The sequence below is a fragment of the Planctopirus sp. SH287 genome (genome assembly GCF_056500625.1).
In genome coordinates this window covers 4967248-4986263 of sequence record NZ_CM151403.1, presented here as the reverse complement: position 1 = coordinate 4986263, position 19016 = coordinate 4967248, and the positions used below count along the sequence as shown (strand labels likewise).

14 protein-coding genes are annotated in these 19016 nt (G+C 53.3%); 4 read left to right on the top strand and 10 right to left on the bottom strand.

Translation table 11 applies throughout. The features are described 5' to 3' along the window. Window positions 1–85 precede the first annotated feature (85 nt). The 3 genes from SH287x_RS18540 to SH287x_RS18530 all read right to left on the bottom strand — a co-directional run bounded on the left by SH287x_RS18540 (window position 86) and on the right by SH287x_RS18530 (window position 4472). The gene (locus tag SH287x_RS18540) at window positions 86–1663 is read right to left on the bottom strand and encodes an Hsp70 family protein (protein ID WP_479515869.1); all 1578 of its coding nucleotides are present in this window, start codon (window positions 1661–1663) and stop codon (window positions 86–88) included. A gap of 995 nt (window positions 1664–2658) precedes the next feature. Further along, on the bottom strand, window positions 2659–3267 hold the full coding sequence (locus SH287x_RS18535; protein WP_479515868.1) for an HAD family hydrolase: 609 nt from the start codon (window positions 3265–3267) through the stop codon (window positions 2659–2661). A gap of 140 nt (window positions 3268–3407) precedes the next feature. Beyond that, window positions 3408–4472 (bottom strand): acyltransferase family protein, encoded by a 1065-nt coding sequence (locus SH287x_RS18530; protein WP_479515867.1) that lies wholly within the window; start codon window positions 4470–4472, stop codon window positions 3408–3410. Window positions 4473–5104: 632 nt separating this feature from the next. On the opposite strand from SH287x_RS18530, the gene SH287x_RS18525 reads away from it, so the two are divergent. Further along, a complete protein-coding gene (locus SH287x_RS18525; RefSeq protein ID WP_479515866.1) occupies window positions 5105–8311 on the top strand; it encodes an efflux RND transporter permease subunit in 3207 nt (1068 codons plus the stop codon). A gap of 52 nt (window positions 8312–8363) precedes the next feature. Here SH287x_RS18525 and SH287x_RS18520 read toward each other — a convergent pair whose 3' ends face one another. The 7 genes from SH287x_RS18520 to SH287x_RS18490 form a co-directional block, all read right to left on the bottom strand. Next, a complete protein-coding gene (locus SH287x_RS18520; RefSeq protein ID WP_479515865.1) occupies window positions 8364–10544 on the bottom strand; it encodes a hypothetical protein in 2181 nt (726 codons plus the stop codon). Between the two features lie 450 nt (window positions 10545–10994). Next, entirely contained in the window at window positions 10995–11477 is a 483-nt protein-coding gene (locus SH287x_RS18515) for a GNAT family N-acetyltransferase (protein WP_479518734.1), read from the bottom strand. A gap of 82 nt (window positions 11478–11559) precedes the next feature. Then, a complete protein-coding gene (mgtE, locus tag SH287x_RS18510; RefSeq protein WP_479515864.1) occupies window positions 11560–12918 on the bottom strand; it encodes a magnesium transporter in 1359 nt (452 codons plus the stop codon). A 238-nt stretch (window positions 12919–13156) separates the two neighbouring features. Continuing rightward, window positions 13157–13531 carry a 30S ribosomal protein S9 gene (gene rpsI, locus SH287x_RS18505; protein WP_479518733.1) on the bottom strand — a complete coding sequence of 125 codons (375 nt, stop codon included), beginning with the start codon at window positions 13529–13531 and terminating at the stop codon, window positions 13157–13159. Window positions 13532–13838: 307 nt separating this feature from the next. After that, a complete protein-coding gene (rplM, locus tag SH287x_RS18500) occupies window positions 13839–14357 on the bottom strand; it encodes a 50S ribosomal protein L13 (protein ID WP_479515863.1) in 519 nt (172 codons plus the stop codon). A gap of 281 nt (window positions 14358–14638) precedes the next feature. Then, a complete protein-coding gene (locus SH287x_RS18495; RefSeq protein ID WP_479515862.1) occupies window positions 14639–15460 on the bottom strand; it encodes a response regulator transcription factor in 822 nt (273 codons plus the stop codon). A 458-nt stretch (window positions 15461–15918) separates the two neighbouring features. Beyond that, complete coding sequence (locus SH287x_RS18490; protein WP_479515860.1) at window positions 15919–16485, bottom strand: YceI family protein; 567 nt, start codon at window positions 16483–16485, stop codon at window positions 15919–15921. 345 nt (window positions 16486–16830) lie between these two features. On the opposite strand from SH287x_RS18490, the gene SH287x_RS18485 reads away from it, so the two are divergent. The 3 genes from SH287x_RS18485 (at window position 16831) to SH287x_RS18475 (ending at window position 18721) form a co-directional block, all read left to right on the top strand. Further along, on the top strand, window positions 16831–17100 hold the full coding sequence (locus SH287x_RS18485) for a hypothetical protein (RefSeq protein WP_479515859.1): 270 nt from the start codon (window positions 16831–16833) through the stop codon (window positions 17098–17100). A gap of 88 nt (window positions 17101–17188) precedes the next feature. Next, entirely contained in the window at window positions 17189–17953 is a 765-nt protein-coding gene (locus tag SH287x_RS18480) for a ClpP family protease (protein ID WP_479515858.1), read from the top strand. A gap of 135 nt (window positions 17954–18088) precedes the next feature. Continuing rightward, window positions 18089–18721, top strand: coding sequence for a sigma-70 family RNA polymerase sigma factor (locus tag SH287x_RS18475; protein WP_479515857.1), 633 nt, complete (start codon window positions 18089–18091; stop codon window positions 18719–18721). Window positions 18722–19016 lie beyond the last annotated feature (295 nt).

The following is a 19016-nucleotide window of genomic DNA, read 5'->3' as shown; positions in this document are numbered from 1 at the left end:
GCGTTCTTAAAGAGTCAGGCTTCGTAGACCCGGGCTTCGTCACAGTGAAGCAGATGATGCACGAAACAAACTGGGCTTTCAGCCGTTATTCGACCTTGTAACCCTTGGCCAGTTCTTCAAAGACATCGACATTCTTATCTGAAAGTCCCATGTCACGAACGATCTCGGTCGTGGCTTCTCGCCCACCGACCAGTTCGCGTGCGGTAATCGCAATCCGGCCTGTCGACTCATAGCTATAGGTCACTTCGACCGGAGAACCAGCCGGCAGATTGGCTGGCAAACCGGTGATGCGGAAGTCGCCAATCTGGGTACAGGCGGCAGGATCCTTCGCATCCCCTTCGAGAATATAGACATGGATCGTCTTTTGGTTCTCGGCGTTCGTTCGGAATCGCTGCGTAAAGCTGTAAGGGATGTTGGTGTTCTTGGGGATCATGATGTGATTGACTTTCCTGGCCCGGTCTTCGGGACTCGAAACCTTCACTCCCAGCGAGTGGGAATTCACATCATGAGTGGTCACATTGTTGAGTCGGTTGCGGATGGCATCCACCACTTGAGAGTTGACCACTCCCGAACGGGCTTCCAGCAATGCTGCGTGAATGGCGGCTCCCTGTGCGACCGCTTCTTCAGGGCGAAGGTCACGCGAGGGTTGCCGACCGCAGATTTCCGTCAGCATCTTTTCGACAGAAGGCATGTAAGTCGAACCACCCACCAGCACAACGTCAGCCAGGGTTCCGATCGTGACACCAGCCTGCTGAAGCACCAGCTCGGTGGTGTCTTGCGTACGCTGGAGCAGGTCTGCCGTCATGCGTTCAAAGTCTGTTCGCGTGAGGGAGACAGAAAGCGTCTTTCCACGGAAATAAACCGTCACGGGAACTTGTGGCTTAGAACTGAGATCTCGTTTTGCCTGCTCACATTCCCGATTAAAATCACGAATCGCATCGGCATCTTCGCGCGGATCTTCACCAAACTTCCGCAAGAACTGTTCGGCCACGTGATCCACCAGACGGCGCGTCCAATCGAGACCGCCCAGCATCACGTCACCGTCTGTTGCCAGCACCCGGAACTCGGTCGGAGTGTACCGCACTACGGTCACGTCGAACGTTCCCCCGCCCAGATCATAGACCAGAATGGTCTTGGGATCCTGGATCAGATCTGTCCGGCCTAATTCCCCCTTCATCCAGGCATAGGCCAGGGTCGCTGCGGTTGGCTCGTTGATGATGTCGATCACGTTCAGGCCCGCAATCCGGCCAGCGTCTTGAGTCGCTTTACGACGAACATCATTGAAATAATAAGGAACCGTCACCACGGCATTAGTGATGGGGCCAATCTGCTTCTCAGCATCCTGCTTCATCTTCTTGAGAATCAGAGCCGAGATGAATTCCGGCGTCAGCTTCTTCCCCTGATAGACCACATAGTAGTCTTTGTTCCCCATCTGCCGCTTCACGGCTTCGACGATATGATCGGCCGATTCCAGCGAGGCTCGCTCAATCGAAGGCCCCACCACGACCGAACCATCATCTGCGAGAAGCACCACCGAGGGCGTGATGTTGCGGCCATCGGCATTTTCCAGCGAGGCTGGCTGACCATCAGGGCCAATTCGGGCAATGGCCGAGTAAGTGGTGCCCAGATCAACCCCAACCGTATTTCCTGCGAGGAACTTCATAGGTCGTGCTCTGCTCTTTCAGTTCCGGAAAAACTCGCGATACAGCGAGCAACCCGGACAAGGTAATACGTGAAACCAGCAACATCGGGAAACGTTGTGAACGATCGTCGCGGGTCAAAGGGCCTGCTGGGGATGAGAGAAAACTCGCCTGCGCCATATGACTCTGACATTCTGGTAAGCACGAACCACCAAACGCAAGTATTGCTACCTGTTTACATGGCAGGAATCCCGAGAGGACAAGGCAATAAGTCCTGTGAGACGTTTGATGAAGCCACATTGTTCTTCTGTTCAACGGATCGTATGACGATACGTACAGTGAGATTTCATTCAAGTTCACTCAGCAAAGTGCTTTACTTACTGAATCGTACGATTGTCATTTGAAATGGTGCGTTGAAAATCCAAAGCCATGCTTGTGGCTTTGAGGAGCAAGCATGCTCTGTGGATTGATGGAAGATCGGCGTCAAATGAACATCCGGCATGCTCACTCAGAGCCGCTGTCTTTTATACACAACTTTTTCGCCACCTGAACCGCACCACGAAATTGGCATGGGTGGCCCAGGTTGCTTTGCAACCTGGGCGGCAGAGCCGTGGGAGGTTGTCTCCAGGAGGCGTTAATGAAACAAAGGGGTTCTGGCTGGCCCGCGACGCACGACCGATGACCAGTTCTGTGGTCATTTCGTGCCATTTCCCTGCCTGCGGCAAGAAATGTTCACTCACCACTTCTGTCTACGCGAGGCAGATCATCTTTTGTTTGACCGGATATGGTCTCGTCGGATTGACTCAAGCTGCGACCTCTCACCGGCTTTGCCGGCCCAGGTTGCAAAGCAACCTGGGCTACCCTCGCTTGGCAAGCCTGCCAACAAATGCTCAAGAAAACTTGTGTATAAAAGACAGCTCAGAGCCGTGAGTATGGCACTATGATCGCTCTTTCAGAGGGAAACGCGTATCGGAAGTTAAGCCCTGAATTGGCCCAGAACAATCGGTTTGCTGAAGGGTTAAAAGCCAGCGACTTGCCGATCGTGCAGGTGTTCTTTAAGAACTGCGCTCTGGGTGAAGATTTCCGCATCGAGGCCGAACTCTTTCCCCTTTTCCACGTAAGCCGCAATGTCATCGGTGTAAAAGCAGTCCTCGGGCTGGCAATCGATCACCTGGAGAGCGGCTTGATAGATCTGCGGTTCCGGCTTAATCGCTCCCACTTCACACGACAAAATGCGTTCATCAAAGTCGTTCAAAACATCGAAATGGCGTTCGACAAAGCGGACATGCGAGACGCTCGTATTGGAGAGCAGCACGAGACGCAGGCCACTGGCTTTGAGCCGCGCGAGGATCGGCAGCATGCTCGAATTCTCGATAAAGATATCAGCCGTGGCTTGATCGAGAGCAGCAAGAGACAACCGCTTTCCCGAGAGTTCTCCCAGAGCTTCTCGCATTTGCTCACAGGTTAAGAGTCCGCGTTCATAGTTCCATTGAAGGCCGGATTCCATCAGATGTTTGCGGCATTCTTCTCTCGACCAGCCACATAACGCACCGATCTGTCGACACATGCGCTCATGCGAGAAAAACACGAGCACATTGCCCATATCGAACAGGCAGGTCTTCAACATCCGAGGCTCCTTCCTCTGGCAAATGATCGCGGTGAGGCCATCATCATGACCGCATCAAGAACGAGAATCCACACGCAGTCATCTTCATGAGTCTCGTTGGTTCTTGTGAGGCGTGCCGCTGAGAGTGTCACCAGTCGAGCTTATGTTGAAGCCCAATTGGCCATCGTTTCGCGTGAAGCCCGTGGTTTCCAGGCCGATTTGAGCTTGAGGAATGGCTTTTCAATCAGCAGGTGACAAGCCGCCGCTGCCAGGAACAGGCAAAGAATGTTCCATGGAAAGCCCGGCCATTGCGTCGTTGACTCGGGACGAAGAAACAGACGATGCCAGAGATAAAGACTGTAGCTCAGGCCCCCGATCAACACGAGCAGCCTTGAGCACAGGATGCGCACCCAGAAGTTGGTACGAGTAAGTGACAAATAGACCATGGCTGTCATGGCACAGGCCGTCAGAGTGTAGCCAATCGTCAGGCTGAGCTTATCGGAAATCCCAGTGGCCATGGCCATTACCAGGAGCGCAATTGTCATGGGGAGTGCCCATGGCGAACGATTCCAGCCTTCGAGACGGCTGCGCCAGGATTCCTGTCTTAAGGCCAGCGCCAGCCAGCATCCGGCAGCAATCGTGTCCCAGCGAAAGCACGTCCAGATCTCCAGCACCTCGGCATCTTCCGGGCAAGCCATTAAGAAGATCCCTCGGGCCAGCAGCGTTCCGACAATCAGCACATTGATCAACCGCCAGGCGATAAACGGGGAGAGCATCACCATTGCCAATGGCCAGAGCAGATAGAAATGCTCTTCGATAGAAAGCGACCATAAATGCCCGACATCCCAACTGCTTTCCGGGACGAAATTCACGGTATATGTCGCTGCGGAAAGCCAATTGATGCGGCTGATCTCCACCTCCGATCGGCCATCCATCCCCCAGAGGAACGCGAGCAACAGAAAATATGCAGGCAAAATCCGCAGTGATCGACGCCAGTAAAACGCAGGAAGAGAAATCTCTCCAGTCTTTGCACGTTCATCCAGCATCAGTTTGGTGATGAGATAACCACTGATGACAAAAAACAAATCAACAGAGACTGATCCCAGCGTGTGGGTCAGAAATCGTTCGCCGGGAAAATGGGGAAAGCCCGACGTCATTGACCATTTAGAGAAGAGAACTCCCAAAATGGCAACGCCACGTAATCCGTCGAGGACGGGAAGTCGCATCGGAGATTGATCAAGTGGAGTTGGCATATCGGGTAAGTATGGCAATTTTTATGCCGTAAGAATTCTTGCCACTGACCCTGCTCGTCAGCGAGGGACTTGCCAAAGACGTTTCAGAAGACGATTTGAAGGGATTTATTGAGGGAGGCAATCCCAGCACGTGCAGCAGCTTGTAACCACGTTATGATGCGACGGCCATAAAGAAGGTTTCGTCGCCACAGCGGAAATCAGCCAGTTCTGCACGGTAAGTCTTCATTGTGGCAGCCTGGTGGTGGCTGCTTGATTGCGAATTTGTTTTGAAGTCTTGTTGATGTCACAAAGCCACGCTTGTTGTGTTCTGGCAACATGGGGCTGGTTTCAGGGCGATGGGATGTGCAGAAAAGAGGCTTGCCAGGTGACAGCTTTGTTTTAGGGATAGATTCGCAGTAATGTCTTTTTTTGTCGGGTGTTGCCACGAGTTCAGCCAAACTCATTGCCATGCCCGAAGTCTTCTCTGGGAAGAAGTCTTCGCTTCTTGATGATGCAAGCTGTGGTGTGTTGATTTATCCCAGATCACAGCCACATGTCACAGCCACGTGGAATGACAGGCCTTAAAGTAACGATAGCTCCCCCTCGGTACTCGACTGGAGTGGATCTTGCTCTCCCGATTTTTCATCGATCGTCCGATCTTCGCCAACGTCATTGCCATTGTGACGATGATTCTTGGTGCCGTGGCATTGATTCGATTGCCTGTTGAACAATATCCCTCGATCACGCCGCCCACGGTTCAGGTGACAGCCACGTATCCGGGGGCCAATGCCCAGGTGTTATCCGATACCGTTGCCGCTCCGATTGAGCAGCAGGTGAACGGTGTGGAAGGCATGCTATACATGTCCTCGACCTGCGCGAGCGATGGAACATACACGCTGACGGTCACCTTTGAAGTGGGGGCCAATCTTGATATGGCTCAGGTGCTGGTGCAGAACCGTGTCGCCCAGGCCGAACCCCGACTTCCCGAAGACGTCAGACGGCAGGGGATCAACGTTAAAAAGCAGTCAACGGCCATCATTCAAGTCGTCACATTGACCAGTGATGAAGGGAAGTTTGACAGCCTCTATCTCTCGAACTATGCGACTCTTTACATTCGCGACGAACTGGCCCGTATCTATGGTGTGGGCGAAATTCAGGTTTTTGGTTCCAGCGATTACGGGATGCGTGTCTGGCTGGATCCTGAACGACTCAAGGCGAGAAATCTCTCCGCTTCCGATGTTGTGGCAGCGATTCAGGAGCAGAACGTCCAGGTTGCCGCAGGACAGTTGGGAGCCGCCCCTGCTCCCACAGGACAGGATTTCGAGTACACGATCAACACGCTGGGTCGCTTGTCTGATGTTGAAGAGTTCAAAGACATCATTGTGAAAACGGCTCCGGGGAATGGCGGTCGCCTGACTCGAATCCGAGATGTGGCCCGTGTGGAACTGGGTGGCCAGCTTTACAACCTTTATTGCGAAAAGAGTGGTGTTCCTGCGGCTGGTCTGGCGATTTTCCAGCTTCCTGGCGCCAATTCGCTCAATGTTGCCGAGGGTGTGAAAAAGGCGATGGTTCGGCTGGAGAAGAAGTTCCCCACCGGTCTTAACTATGACATTCCCTTCGACACCACGTTGTTTGTGAACGAAGCCATTCATGAAGTCTATAAGACCCTGTTTGAAGCTGGCATCCTGGTGCTGATCGTGATTCTGGTTTTTCTCCAGGATTGGCGAGCGGTTCTTGTTCCTGCGACCACGGTTCCCGTCACAATTATTGGTGCCTTTGCACTGATGTGGGCCATGGGCTTTTCGGTCAATATGCTGACACTCTTTGGACTGGTGCTGGCCATTGGTATTGTCGTTGATGACGCCATCGTGATTGTGGAAAACGCGGCCCATCATATTGAACATGACGGGTTGGCTCCGCGAGAAGCGACGATCGTGGCCATGAGTGAAATCCTCGGGCCGATTATTGGCATTACACTGGTGCTGATGGCGGTCTTTCTGCCCACGGCAGGGATGCAGGGAATCACTGGCCAGCTCTATCGTCAGTTTGCTCTGACAATTGCCGCGACGGCTTTAATCAGTGCGGTCAACGCCCTGACGCTCAAGCCGGCTCAGTGTGCCGTCTATTTACGTCCTGTCCCACCCAAGAAGAACTTCTTCTATCGCGGATTCAACCGCGTTTATGATTTCATTGAAGGGATTTATGTCAGCATTGTGCGGGTGCTGGTGCGAATTCCCCTGGTGGCGATGGCAATGTACGTGGCCATTGTCGGCTCCACACTCATGCTCTTTATCTCGCTGCCAACCGGCTTTTTGCCGACAGAAGATCAGGGCTATCTGGTCGTCGGTTGCCAACTCCCTGATGGAGCCTCTCAAGAACGAACCAAAGCGGTTCTTCAGAAGATGAACAAGATTCTGAAGAATACGCCGGGGGTCGCCAACTGGGTGACGATTGGCGGACAATCATTGCTGGATCAGGCCGCATCATCAAACGCGGCCACGATCTATGTCACGTTATCCGAATGGAGCCACCGCAAGAGTCCGCAGGAGAGCCTGTTCGGCGTGCTGGGGGCGCTCCATCATCAATTTTCTACGATCGACCAAGCGATTGTTTTTGCCTTTCCTCCTCCGGCAATTCTTGGTCTGGGTGTGGCGGGCGGCTTTGAAATGCAGCTTCAGGATCGTGGCGGGACAGGGCTGGTGCAGCTTCAGAACATGGCCCAGTTGATGGCCGCCGAAGGGAATAAGCAAACAGCATTGACGGGATTAAACAGCAGTTTCCGTGCTCAGATCCCGCAGATTTTCCTTGATATCGATCGTGTGAAAGCCAAGTCACTCGATGTTCCTCTGGCTGAAATTTTCGGCACGCTTCAAACGGAATTGGGGTCGGCCTATGTCAATGATTTCAACCTGTTTGGCCGGACATATCAGGTACGGATTCAGGCCGATTCTCAGTTCCGCGTGGAGAAGGATGACATCACCCGGTTGGAAGTCCGTAACCGTGAAGGGAAGATGGTTCCCCTGGGGTCATTGGTCGAAGTTCGCGACTCTCTGGGGCCGCAAATCATCCGCCGCTACAACCTTTATCCGTCAGCTGCGATCAACGGCCAAGCGACTCCAGGATACAGTTCGGGGCAGGCCCTGGAGATTATGGAACAAATCGCAGGGCGATTTCTGCCCAAAACGATGGATTATGAATGGACGGGGATTTCCTTTCAGGAACGGCGGGTCGGGAATGAAGCCGTGTATGTGCTGGGGCTGGCCGTGGTGATGGTTTATCTGGTGCTGGCTGCTCAGTATGAAAGCTGGACAAGCCCAGCGGCGGTGATTCTGGTGGTGCCACTGGGCCTGGTGGGATCGGGCCTGGCCCTTTTATTCCGTGGAATGGACAATAACGTCTATACGCAGATTGGTCTGGTGCTGATCATTGCTCTGGCCAGTAAAAACGCGATTTTGATCGTGGAGTTTGCTCGTGATCTTCGTCACAAAGGGCACACGATTCTTGATGCCGCCGTTGATGCGGCGCGGCTCCGTTTCCGCCCGATTTTGATGACCTCGTTCGCGTTTATTCTGGGGGTTTATCCACTGGTAGTGGCTCAAGGAGCCGGTGCCGCCAGTCGGCAGGCTCTGGGGACAGCGGTGTTCGGCGGGATGATCACCTCGACGATTCTGGCCGTTTTCTTTACGCCCGTGTTCTACGTCGTGATGCAGGGAACGAGCGAATGGTACGCCCGCATGAGAGGGAAACCGGTGAGAACAGGCCCGCCCAGTGCTTCAGGAGCTGCGGCCTCAACACCGCACTCGCCACCCTCAGAGCCTGCGACATCGCATTGATTCGCAGGAACTGTTGCGGATCCGCATATGGTGGGGAGAAACAGTAAGAAACCTATTGGGCTGTTTTCTGTACCAACGCCTGGCTGGTATAGAACTCGGGCCGGTGATGAAATCTGGCCCGAGATTCAGGGGACTCAAAGAAGTAGAGATGGTCGCCATACCAGCTGGCATAGCCCAGTTGACCCAAGCCAGAGGATGGCTGTGACGATGCCAGCTTGACGACATCACGTCCATGAGCCACGGGCAGGTATCGCTCGGGGTTGGCCTGGAAGAGTGCCAGGGTTTCCGCACTGCTGAATTGTAATTCAAGACCTTCATGCTGAAGGGCATACTCGGTTTTGGCGTCGATCATTACTCGCTGATCTCGTAGCGCGACCGGGCAGTAGCCATGAAACAAGCCACGCTGCGGTCTTTCGAGAATGGTCTGGCGATGCTCTTCAAACCAGGCGGAGTCATCGCTCATGGGCAAGCTGGCGGAAGGTGAGGATTTGGCAGGGCGCTCATTCGGAATCAGAGCTGGTTCAAGCTCTGAAAAGTTCACTGGCATTTCACGGGCCTGAGGAGGATCGAATGCTGCCGGTTGAGCAGCCACAGGGCGAACCACGGCATCGGCAGGAGTGGCTGTGGATGATTCCCGAGGAGAGTCATCACTTTGTCCCCGCACCGTGAACAGGGGAGCGTCGCCGGGGTCATCCGTTTCTTCTTCAGAGGAATTCAACGGAAAGATATGCATGGCAGAAATCTGATTCAGCACTGTTTCCTTGAGATTCTGACCAGAAACCACGGTTGTCAGTGTGAGTGATTCTGCTACGAACTGGACCACCGAAGGGTTGGGTTCAGTCATCGCTGGTGAAGCAGCGTGATGAGAAATGGGCCTGATTTCCTGCGCCATTACAGGCTGGCTGGACACAGTTTCCACTGCGGGAACTTCCATTGCCGGAACTTCCACTGCGGGAATTTGGGTGGGAGCTGTTTGTACTGGCTTGAGAGGCTGCATCTGCTGAGGCAATGCCTGGGCGACAAGTGCGGGTTGAGTTGCCACAGGTGCTGGCCATGGTGTTGGGGCAGGGGCAGGGAAAGTGACAGGAGCAGAAGTTGGGGAAGAGGCCACTGTATAAGCTGGCTGAATGATGGGTAGCAAACCTTCCGGCGGGACACTGGGCGAACGGGTGATGGAAATGGTCGCCGGTGGAATGGTTTTGGCAGTCGCTAAGACAATGGCGGGCGTGGGACTGGTTGATGCTGGTTGTGACACTTCAGAAGCGCGGGGAGTGTTCCCCATGGCCATTTGATGACCGGCAACGGCGGCCACGACAGGAACCGTGGCGATGCTGGAAACTGGTTGAGCGCCAATCGTCGGGCTGGGCGGCAAATCGGTGTCGATTGCAGTGGTACTGGCAGGAACCGGGGTATTGGCTGCCACAGGAACTGAGGCCTTCGCAGGAAGGTCAGCAGCTGGTGTCGCAGGCTTGGTGGTGCTGTCTGCTAATTTTGGTGAATCAGACGTTTGTTTGGCATTGGCTAATTGCGACTTTTCTCGAGCCGCTTTGGCTTTCTCGGGGTCTTTTCTCAGATCGTGAATTTGCGCCAGACATTCCTGGGCAGTGGCTTCATCATGGCACTGCCGAAAGAGTGCAAGCGACTCATCCAGATGTCCTTGAACACCCCGAATGAGAGCCAGGTTATTTGTGAAGCGAGTTTCATTCGGGCGCTGTTCAAGTGCCTTACGAACGTGCTGCTCAGCTTTCAGATATTCCCCCTGACGGAAGAGGCAATACCCTGCATCGCTCCAGAGGTCGGCATTTTGAGGTGCCAGGCGGAGGGCCACATCGTAATGCGTCCACGCTGTTGGCAAGTCATCCAGTTGTGTGGTCACGACAGCGAGTCGATGCCGGGCCAGGGCATGGTCAGGTTCTGTAGCACAAATTTTTGCATAGAGGTCGCGAGCCTCTTTCAACCGGCCGCCAATTTCAGCTTGCGCTGCTTGTTCCAGCCATTGAGCTGTCGCCGTGGGGGCTGAGGCCGGTTTAGTGGTTTTTGCGAGTGTCGCAGGTGTTTTTTTGGCGGCAGAGACAACCGGCGCAGGGCTTTTCCCCGAAGTCTTAGAGCCAGCCTCTTTCGATTGGAAAAACGCCAGGGGTGACTGCAATGGTTTCCCCGCACATCCCGTCACAGGAAGTGCGAAAGCCATGCTCGTGATTCCGAGTGCCAGTCGCCATGCCAATCGCGTCATTGCCCATTCCTTGGAACGATCTCAGATCGTCGAGGTTTCTCGCAGTATCACCTCGCACTTGAGAGATCCTTCTGGTTATCGGCTTGAGAGAAACCTGGCGATGACACGGGTTTTTACCGATTGCAGGGACTTCGCTGACTTTTCCGAAGAAACGGATTGCAAAACCCTTTGAATGGCAAGAACTGCCGATAGATTCCGCCTGTTACTCAGGGGAAATCCGATCTGTGCTCTGGTTTAACAAAGAGAGTCATGAGACGAGTGCCGTGTCACGGCTTTGTCTTCGGGTTGATGTCGCCACAACGTCCTCCGTTGTCGGACTAAACAACAGAAGAAACCCGAATTTTAGACTTTGACAATGCACGAGGTGTCGTTTGAGAGCTCTTTGCGGCTCCTGTTAATGGCGAATAGCATGATGAAGGAGCACGATCCCGAAGGTCTGCCGCAGAAAATTTACAGTCGCTGGAACATCACAAAGACATCGACATCGCCGTGAACCGGATGTGCAAACGCGCCGGGGAGAGTTCCCACCACTTCAAAACCCAGGCTTTTCCACAATCGGACAGCCACCTCATTGGTGCTGACCACATAGTTGAACTGGATGGCTTTGAAACCCCGAGCGCGGGCACGTTCCAAAGAGTTGAGGCCCATTAGGCGAGCGACTCCACGTCCTCTTGAATGGGCGGAGGTCATGTAGCCACAATTGGCGACATGGGCGCCGCCACCGATCTGGTTCGGTCGCAAAAAATATGTCCCCAGTAGCTGGCCATCCTCTTCCACGACATATGTTTCGCGATCAGCCTGGCACCAGTATGCCAGGGCGGATTCTCGAGACAGATCCTGCGGGAGGGCATATGTCTCACCGGCTCGGATCACGGGTTCCAGAATCGCCCAAAGCTGATCAGCATCAGCAGGTTCCGCCAATCTGATGATCATGCCGGATGGGGTTGTCTGGGAAACCTTCTCATGATCTGGCGGTGATTCCATGGGCATTGTCCTGGCAACTTCCCACATGATTTCAGCGAAGTAGCACTTCAAGTAACAGAATGGCCGTTGAAAAGTAGATCACGACCCCCAGGATATCGCTCAATGAAGAGATCAACGGGTTGGACATCAGGGCGGGATCCATCCCCATGCGATCAAATATCAGCGGGAGTGAAGATCCCAACAGTGTTCCCATGGTGACAACCAGAGCAATCGTGCCAGCCACGACTAGTGCCTCGTGCATATCTCGTTTGAAGAGAAACACAACAGCGATAAAGCTGAAAGCCGCCATACTGGATGCCAGCAGCAAACCTGTCAGCAATTCATGGCCGGCTATCTTTGATTTCTGATTCTTGGAGGAAGGGTCAACGGTGATGGCACGAATGACCAGCGTGGCGGATTGCGAACCGGTATTCCCCCCACTGGCCAGAACCAGCGGCAAGAACCACTCCAGCCATTCATGGCGACTGGCAACGCCTGAAAAACTCTGATTGAGTTTTGCAGTGACAAATCCAACTGCGGCTAGCAGCAGCAGCCAGACGCCCCGCTTTTTTGCCATCGTGAAGACGGGCGTATCCAGATAGCCGGCTTCCAAGGGTTCAATCGCCGACTGACGATAGGCATCTTCGTTGGCCTCTTCCTGCACCAGATCAAGAATATCATCGTGGGTAATGATCCCCACCAGACGGTTTTCTTCATCCACGACAGGGATGGCGATCAAGTCGAAGAGTGCCAGTTGTCGAGCGACGTCTTCGGTGTCGTCGTCGACCTTCACTGCGACGACACCACGTCGCATCAGATCGCCAAGCCGTAAGCCTGGCTTGGCAAGAATCAATTGCCGCAACGTGATCACGCCATGTAATCGTCGTTGCAGGTCAGTGATGTAGATGTAATAGATCGTTTCGCTATCAGGGGCTTGTTGACGCAACCGATCCAGCGCTTCGCGAACAGTGATCTCTTCGGGAAGAGACGCATATTCGGTGGTCATGATCGAACCGGCGGAATCTTCGCGGTAGCTTAGCATCTTACGAATTTCTTCGCGTTCCGCTTTTGCAATCAGCGGTAGCAGGCTTTCCACATGATCTTCATCCATCCGTCCCAGCAGGTCGACCCGGTCATCAGCCGACATGACTTCGATCAGCTTGGAGAGATGCTCTCGTTCAACAGTGTCGACGAGTTCCAGTTGTTGAGAGGAATCAATAAAAGCGAAGAGTTCTGCTTGTCGTTCAAGATCACAACTTTTCAGAACGCGCCAGACATCGGCAGGGTCCAGGCCATGTAGAACTTCCGCTGCCACAGCGGGATAAAGCGCATTGCAAAATTCTTTAAGCCCGTACTCATCATCCTCCATGAGCATCAGACGTAAATCGGGTTGCAGGAGCTCGCTGAACATGTGCTACGAGTCTCCTGTATCCAAAGCCAAATGTCATTGGATTTAGCGGCAAGGCAGTCAGATGATATTCTGACAAGCACAACGCACGATTTCAGCATGCCAAGTAGAAGATACACCAACCGCGAACTGATATCGCCTATGGAAAAGCAGAACCCCGGCTGATCGATTGATCCACCGGGGTCGCATGTTGCCAATTTCAGAGGCTGACGGCCCTTTGGAAAATTCCAGAAGGCAATAATTATCGCTTGGAGAACTGGAAGCTGCGGCGGGCTTTCTTGAAGCCGTATTTCTTACGTTCCACCATACGACTGTCACGTGTGAGGTATCCCCCATCGGCGAGCGTCTGGTGCAAATTAGGATAGAGAACATCGAGAGCACGAGCGATCCCGAGGATGACGGCACCGGTTTGTCCGGTTGTTCCACCACCTTCAGCACGCACCCAAATATCGACTTGGCCGTACTTTTCGCAAGCACGCAGAGGAGCTTCGATTTTCAGGCGGTCGCGCTCAATCGGGAAATAATCCTCAAAAGCCCGCTCGTTGATCTTAATGTTTCCCGAACCTGGCTTAAGACGAACACGAGCAACCGAGGTCTTGCGACGACCAGTCCCCATCGCGACACCAAAGCGGTCAATACGGCCACGACGGTGAACGGCCCGTTCTTCTTGAACTTCAGCGACAGGGGCAGCAGCAGTACCACCTAAAGTCAGCTCAGAACCAGCGGTCACTTCCGCTGGAATTGAGGCAGGTTCTGTGGGATCGGCAAGAGTGATTTCGTCTGACATATCAGAGCATTCTCAGGAATTCAGTAGTAATCGGAATCGAAAAAGCCGGATCATTTTTCAGGGTGACAAAATCAACCGAGACGTTAAACCGTCTTGTCACATTCGTGATCATGAGGCTCTGAACGCGTAATTTCCGTTAGGAAACAACCTTTGTGGGCATCAGATGAGCCGGGAAGGCTTCTGGCTTCTGGGCCTGATGGGGATGTGTGTCACCATCATAGAGCTTGAGCTTATCGAGCATGTGCCGCCCTAATGCGGTCTTCGGAAGCATCCGCTTAACGGCTAACCGAAGAATTTCCTCGGGCTTCTTTTCCCAGAGGTTAATGGCAGGGATGTTGCGAAGACCGGAAGGCCAACCTGTGACCCACCAGTACTTCTTCTTGGCCATTTTCGTTGTATAAGCGGGGTGAGATGGGTGAACCATCGAACCGCCAGTGAACTGAACCTTACCAGCGTTGAGAACGACGACGTAATCGCCCGTATCAACATGCGGGGTATATTCAGGCTTGTGCTTGCCCATCAGAACGGTGGCGATTTGTGTCGCCAGGCGGCCAACAATCTGGCCTTCAGCATCAACGACGAACCACTTGGGCTGAACGTCTGCAGGCTTAACAAATGATGTTCTATCGGGAGCAGATTTTGTGGCCGTCGTCACAACAACAATCCTCAAATACACTTGCGGAAAAAATGACTTCCGCGTCGAGGCTGAAATCACGTCAGATGACCGACCAAATCAGGCCAGCATCGTTTAAGAAACGTCTAAATTAACGACGCCACCCGGATTCATCAACCGTTGTGCGATGATTTGCGTCAGAGAAAATCGTCCGCCTGAGACGTCTGTTGCCAGGCAGCTCAAACGGACGATAGGGAATTCTTCAAAAAGGCGTCCGCTGAGCTTGATCTATTGGGGCCAGCGTCAGCTTCTCTAAGACTGTTTCAGGGGCGCGTCAATCCTTCTCGAATGGCAAAGCGTGCCAATTCCACCCGATCGTGAATTCCGAGTTTGTGCATGATGCGATATTTATGACTGTCGACAGACTTCTGTGACAGGTGCATCAATCGGGCGATCTCTTTGACACTGGCCCCATTGGCCAGATGCCGGAGAACTTCAAGCTGTCGCCCTGTGAGTGACAACAACACTGAATCGGAAATGAGCGAAAAACGACGCGTGACGGCGTCCTGAACCAAACGGTGCTTTATGCCGTCTGAGAAAGTCGATTCGCCGCGAGTGGCCCGAAAAATCGCTTCACGCACTGTTTGAACGGGTTCACCCTTGAGCAAATAACCATAACAACCTGGTTTTAGCGCCCGAGAAAGCAGGACATCGCTGACAAATCCTGTGAGGTAAATCACACGGACATCAGCCACGCGCCCGCGAATGGCTTCCGCCAGATCGAACGCGCTTCGCCCCGGAAGTTCCACATCCAACACCACAATGTGTGGTTGCAATTCAAGGATCTGTGGCAGCGCCTGTTCGGTAGAACTGGCTGCTCCTATCACCCGAATCTGCCGGTCGGTGGAAAGATAGCTCGTCAGACAATCGAGCAGCATCTGATGGTCATCCACCAGAAAAATGCGGATCGGTGCCACAGAGGCACAGTGAGCATGGGAGTCCGCGACTTGAGAAGCGTTTTGCTTTTCAGGTAACGCGGGTAAGGACAGACGTTCTGCTTCTGCAGGCAGACAGGCTGTCCCGCCAGAAGAATCTGCCCAAGGCAGAATTCCAGTAGACGAAGGATAGTCAAGGTGAGGCTGCATCACCATAGTTCAGGTCTCGCGATTAACGGAATGGATTGGCCCGACAGTCCCGGCGGCAGCTTGCGAGATGGTACTGCCGATTCAGGAAAAACTGATCCATGCGGACATCATGGACAAAATACTACCGATAATTTCATTTCACACATTGAACAATTGATGACACAATGATGAGAGTGAAATCGTTATTAGCATCGCCTGCTTAAACGACTCCGCAGCAGTTGTTCACCCAGAGATCAATTCACATTATCAAAATGGAGTGATTCACCCTAGATTATTCGCAGGCTACTCAGTTTTTTTCTGGACAGGTTTTTCCTGAACTGCCCTGGGCCACATCACCGGTCTACAGCACAAACACCTATCAGCCTCTGATGAAATGCAAAGTTCCCGGTGCCTGAAGCAGTCGCCGGGAACTTTTTGTCTGTCTGTTGTGCCGAATGCTTAAGCACTGAAGACGGGCTTTATTTGGCTTTAATCGCCAGCGTCAACTGGACGTTTTCATCAATCTTGCCGGCACCGTAAGTGATCCCCCACTGGCTGCGGGGCAGGTTGAACTTACTCGTCAGCTCAACTCCCGACGTTGTTTGGGTGATGGTGGCGGGGAAGGTGATGGAGTTGGTTTTACCGTGCAGAGTCAGGTCACCCGTGACGTTGTAACCTGCGGCGGTCTTGGTAATCGCGGTCGAAACAAATTTGGCTTCGGGATATCGCTTCACTTCAAAAAAGTCGGGGGCCTTGAGGTGGCCGGTCAGTTTTTCGTCATCTGACCAGACCGAATCCATCACAATGGTGACAGCGATCTTGCTCTTGGTGAGATCTTCAGGAGCCGAGAAGGTTCCGGAAAGCTGCTTGAAGCCGCCAGCGTGGGAACCATCCTTCTTGGTGCCCACAAACCCGACGGTGGTGTTTTCACCTGTCAGTTTGAAATCAGCCGCTTCCACGGCAGGAACCATGGTCAGAGCTGTCAGCACTAACGTGGCGGCAAAGTGTGAAGCAGAAGTCTTCAGCGATTGAATCATCGAAGTCATACGCAGGCTCTCCCTCAGGGTGAAAAAGGCATTCAAAATTCTGGTACGTGCGTGTTCTGAAATTTAAGAACAAACTCTCACAGAGAGAACGCACAAGTTTCCCGGCAGAAGACGTTCTGCCGCTGGCAAAATCCTTTACCCGCATTCTTGGGAACTCTTTCATAAACAGCAATCACATTTTGCCAAGAACGATGGATTAAGAGGCTGTGGGGGAATTCGGCGCATTTGCGATGATGAGCGGTTTCATTCAATCTGCGGGATGGTGTTGTTATGCCGCAGGCAGGAGAGCGACATTGCCGATCAAGGGTGCAGGCTGGTTCAGAATGCACCGAATAAGGGCGTGTTATGTCGATTGGTGAAGGTTGGCGGAATCTGTTTGAGAACTGGCCAGAGACGATTCCCCGTCAAGGAATTCTCGTCACAAGCTATGGCGAGACGGTTCCTTTCAAGGCGTTTCTGATCTCGGGAAGTATTCTGCTGGTCGAACGTGAACTTCCCGACACACAGGGTGCCCGCAAGCTGATGATTGCTTATGAGTGCATTAATGCTGTCAAGTTACTGACGCCACTGGATCTGCCACGCCTGATGGTGATGGGTTTTCAGTCACCCATGTAGATTCAGATGTAATTTCTGGTCAGCCTGTACCGGAGAAATCAGTCCGGGCGTGGGACTGATAATGAGACACGGTTAAAGAAACACGGCGATGGAAATATCGCAACTTCTGGGCGAAAGGCGTATGCTTTCTCCCGGAATGTCCGTTTTTCAAGCCCGCAAAGAACCTGTTGCGTCTATGTCAAAATCTTCCAAGAAGACTCCCCGTGCGAATCCGTTCCGACCGTTACCGTCTCATCCGGGGCCTGGGCATGGATGGATTCCTGCTTCGACGCCGGGCTGGGAAGTGGCGATCGCGGGTGATCTGACAGACCAGCAATCGGATTTGATTCGTACGCTGATTGAACTCCCACGGAGATCAACCGGGCTGATTTATCTCGATTCTTGCGGCGGGAGTGCTTATGTCGGCCTGGCATTGGCCTCGCTTATTCGGTTGCGGGGACTAAAGGCGACGGCAATTGTCGCTGGTGAATGCAGTTCTGCGGCTCTCATGCCGTTTGCGGCTTGCACTGAGCGGTATGTGACCGACCATGCTTCGCTCCTATTTCACCCGATTCGCTGGCAAAGCGAAGAACAGATCAAGTTGGAAGAAGCCGTCGAGTGGGCTCGTCATTTCCGATTGATGGAGACCGATCACGATCAGCTGCTGGCAAAAATGTTCGGCTGTAGTGTGGAGTTGATCGTCGAATGGTCACGTCCCGGAAGATTTCTTTCCGGGGCAGAGATCATCGCTGCGGGGCTGGCTGAGAAGCTGGATCTGTTTGAAGGGGATCTCTGGCAACAGATCGAAGGGCATCGTGTGCACCGCCAGAAGAAAAAACTGCTGGAACCTCAAACCGAACTGGCCTGGACATAAGCCTCTCAGGTGAGACCGTATGGAGTGAGAATCACTCTGTCCTGACTGCTTTAAAGCACCGGGGGCGGCACAAAATCGCAGTCTTCTCTCAAAACCGGAGTATGGCTTTTTCCCCTGACATTGCATAATGGCGGCATGCAAGATGACACAGTCAATACGGAAGCCTTGCTGCAAAATGCCCGCGAAGGGAATGACGCTGCGGTTAATCACCTTCTGGAGCGGCATCGTTCCACGCTGCGCCGGATGATTGCTTTGCGGATGGATCGTCAGATGGCTCGTCGCGTCGATGCCAGCGATGTAGTGCAGGACGTCTTCATCGAAGCCACAGGCCGGTTACGCGAATATCTCGATCATCCCAAACTCCCTTTTCATGTGTGGCTGCGCCATCTGGCACGCGATCGCATGATCGATTTGCACCGGCGGCATCGGGGGGCACAACGGCGAAGTATTGATCGGGAGCAGGCACTTCCTTCCGGCCCGGAGAATTCTGGTGACAATCTCCTCGAGCAGTTCCAGGACTCTGAATTAACGCCAGCCGCCGAGAATATCCGTAAAGAGTTTGAAGAGCGATTTCTTCAGGCTCTCGCTCAGCTTGAACCCGATGATCGCGAAATGATCCTCATGCGACATTTTGAGCAATTGGGGAATTCGGAAGTCGCTGAGATTCTGGGATTAACCCCGCCCGCTTCGGGAATGCGTTATCTGCGGGCTTTGCGGAAGCTGCGCAGTGTACTGGGAGATGGTAACTGGGGTCAGCTCAAAGAGTAGTGCTCCTACTCAAGTGAGAGCCTGTCCGAGAATTCTCATCGCAATACGCAACACCTCTTCGAGTGCTACGTGCTCCCCCCTCATCCGGCCTGCGGCCACCTTCTCCCTCAGGGAGAAGGGTTTAAGAGTTTTCAGAGAGGCACAGAGTGACTGTTCTCTACAACAATCGTAATGCGCAACAAGAACAGAAGAGATAGATGGGTGGTAGGGGATGCCATCGTTTGGGATGGACTCGTTTCTCAAGAACCCATTCAAACGAAGCCTTGAATGGCCACGCTCATGATGCCAATTGACC

Bases quoted from the DNA above. Each gene is read 5' to 3' on its own strand.
- SH287x_RS18535 (WP_479515868.1), bottom strand. From the start codon at position 3,267: ATGTTGAAGACCTGCCTGTTCGATATGGGCAATGTGCTCGTGTTTTTC.
- SH287x_RS18490 (WP_479515860.1), bottom strand. From the start codon at position 16,485: ATGACTTCGATGATTCAATCGCTGAAGACTTCTGCTTCACACTTTGCC.
- SH287x_RS18480 (WP_479515858.1), top strand. From the start codon at position 17,189: ATGGAAATATCGCAACTTCTGGGCGAAAGGCGTATGCTTTCTCCCGGA.
- SH287x_RS18520 (WP_479515865.1), bottom strand. From the start codon at position 10,544: ATGACGCGATTGGCATGGCGACTGGCACTCGGAATCACGAGCATGGCT.
- rpsI (WP_479518733.1), bottom strand. From the start codon at position 13,531: ATGGGGACTGGTCGTCGCAAGACCTCGGTTGCTCGTGTTCGTCTTAAG.
- SH287x_RS18495 (WP_479515862.1), bottom strand. From the start codon at position 15,460: ATGCAGCCTCACCTTGACTATCCTTCGTCTACTGGAATTCTGCCTTGG.
- SH287x_RS18485 (WP_479515859.1), top strand. From the start codon at position 16,831: ATGTCGATTGGTGAAGGTTGGCGGAATCTGTTTGAGAACTGGCCAGAG.
- SH287x_RS18540 (WP_479515869.1), bottom strand. From the start codon at position 1,663: ATGAAGTTCCTCGCAGGAAATACGGTTGGGGTTGATCTGGGCACCACT.
- SH287x_RS18515 (WP_479518734.1), bottom strand. From the start codon at position 11,477: ATGATCATCAGATTGGCGGAACCTGCTGATGCTGATCAGCTTTGGGCG.
- mgtE (WP_479515864.1), bottom strand. From the start codon at position 12,918: ATGTTCAGCGAGCTCCTGCAACCCGATTTACGTCTGATGCTCATGGAG.
- SH287x_RS18475 (WP_479515857.1), top strand. From the start codon at position 18,089: ATGCAAGATGACACAGTCAATACGGAAGCCTTGCTGCAAAATGCCCGC.
- SH287x_RS18530 (WP_479515867.1), bottom strand. From the start codon at position 4,472: ATGCGACTTCCCGTCCTCGACGGATTACGTGGCGTTGCCATTTTGGGA.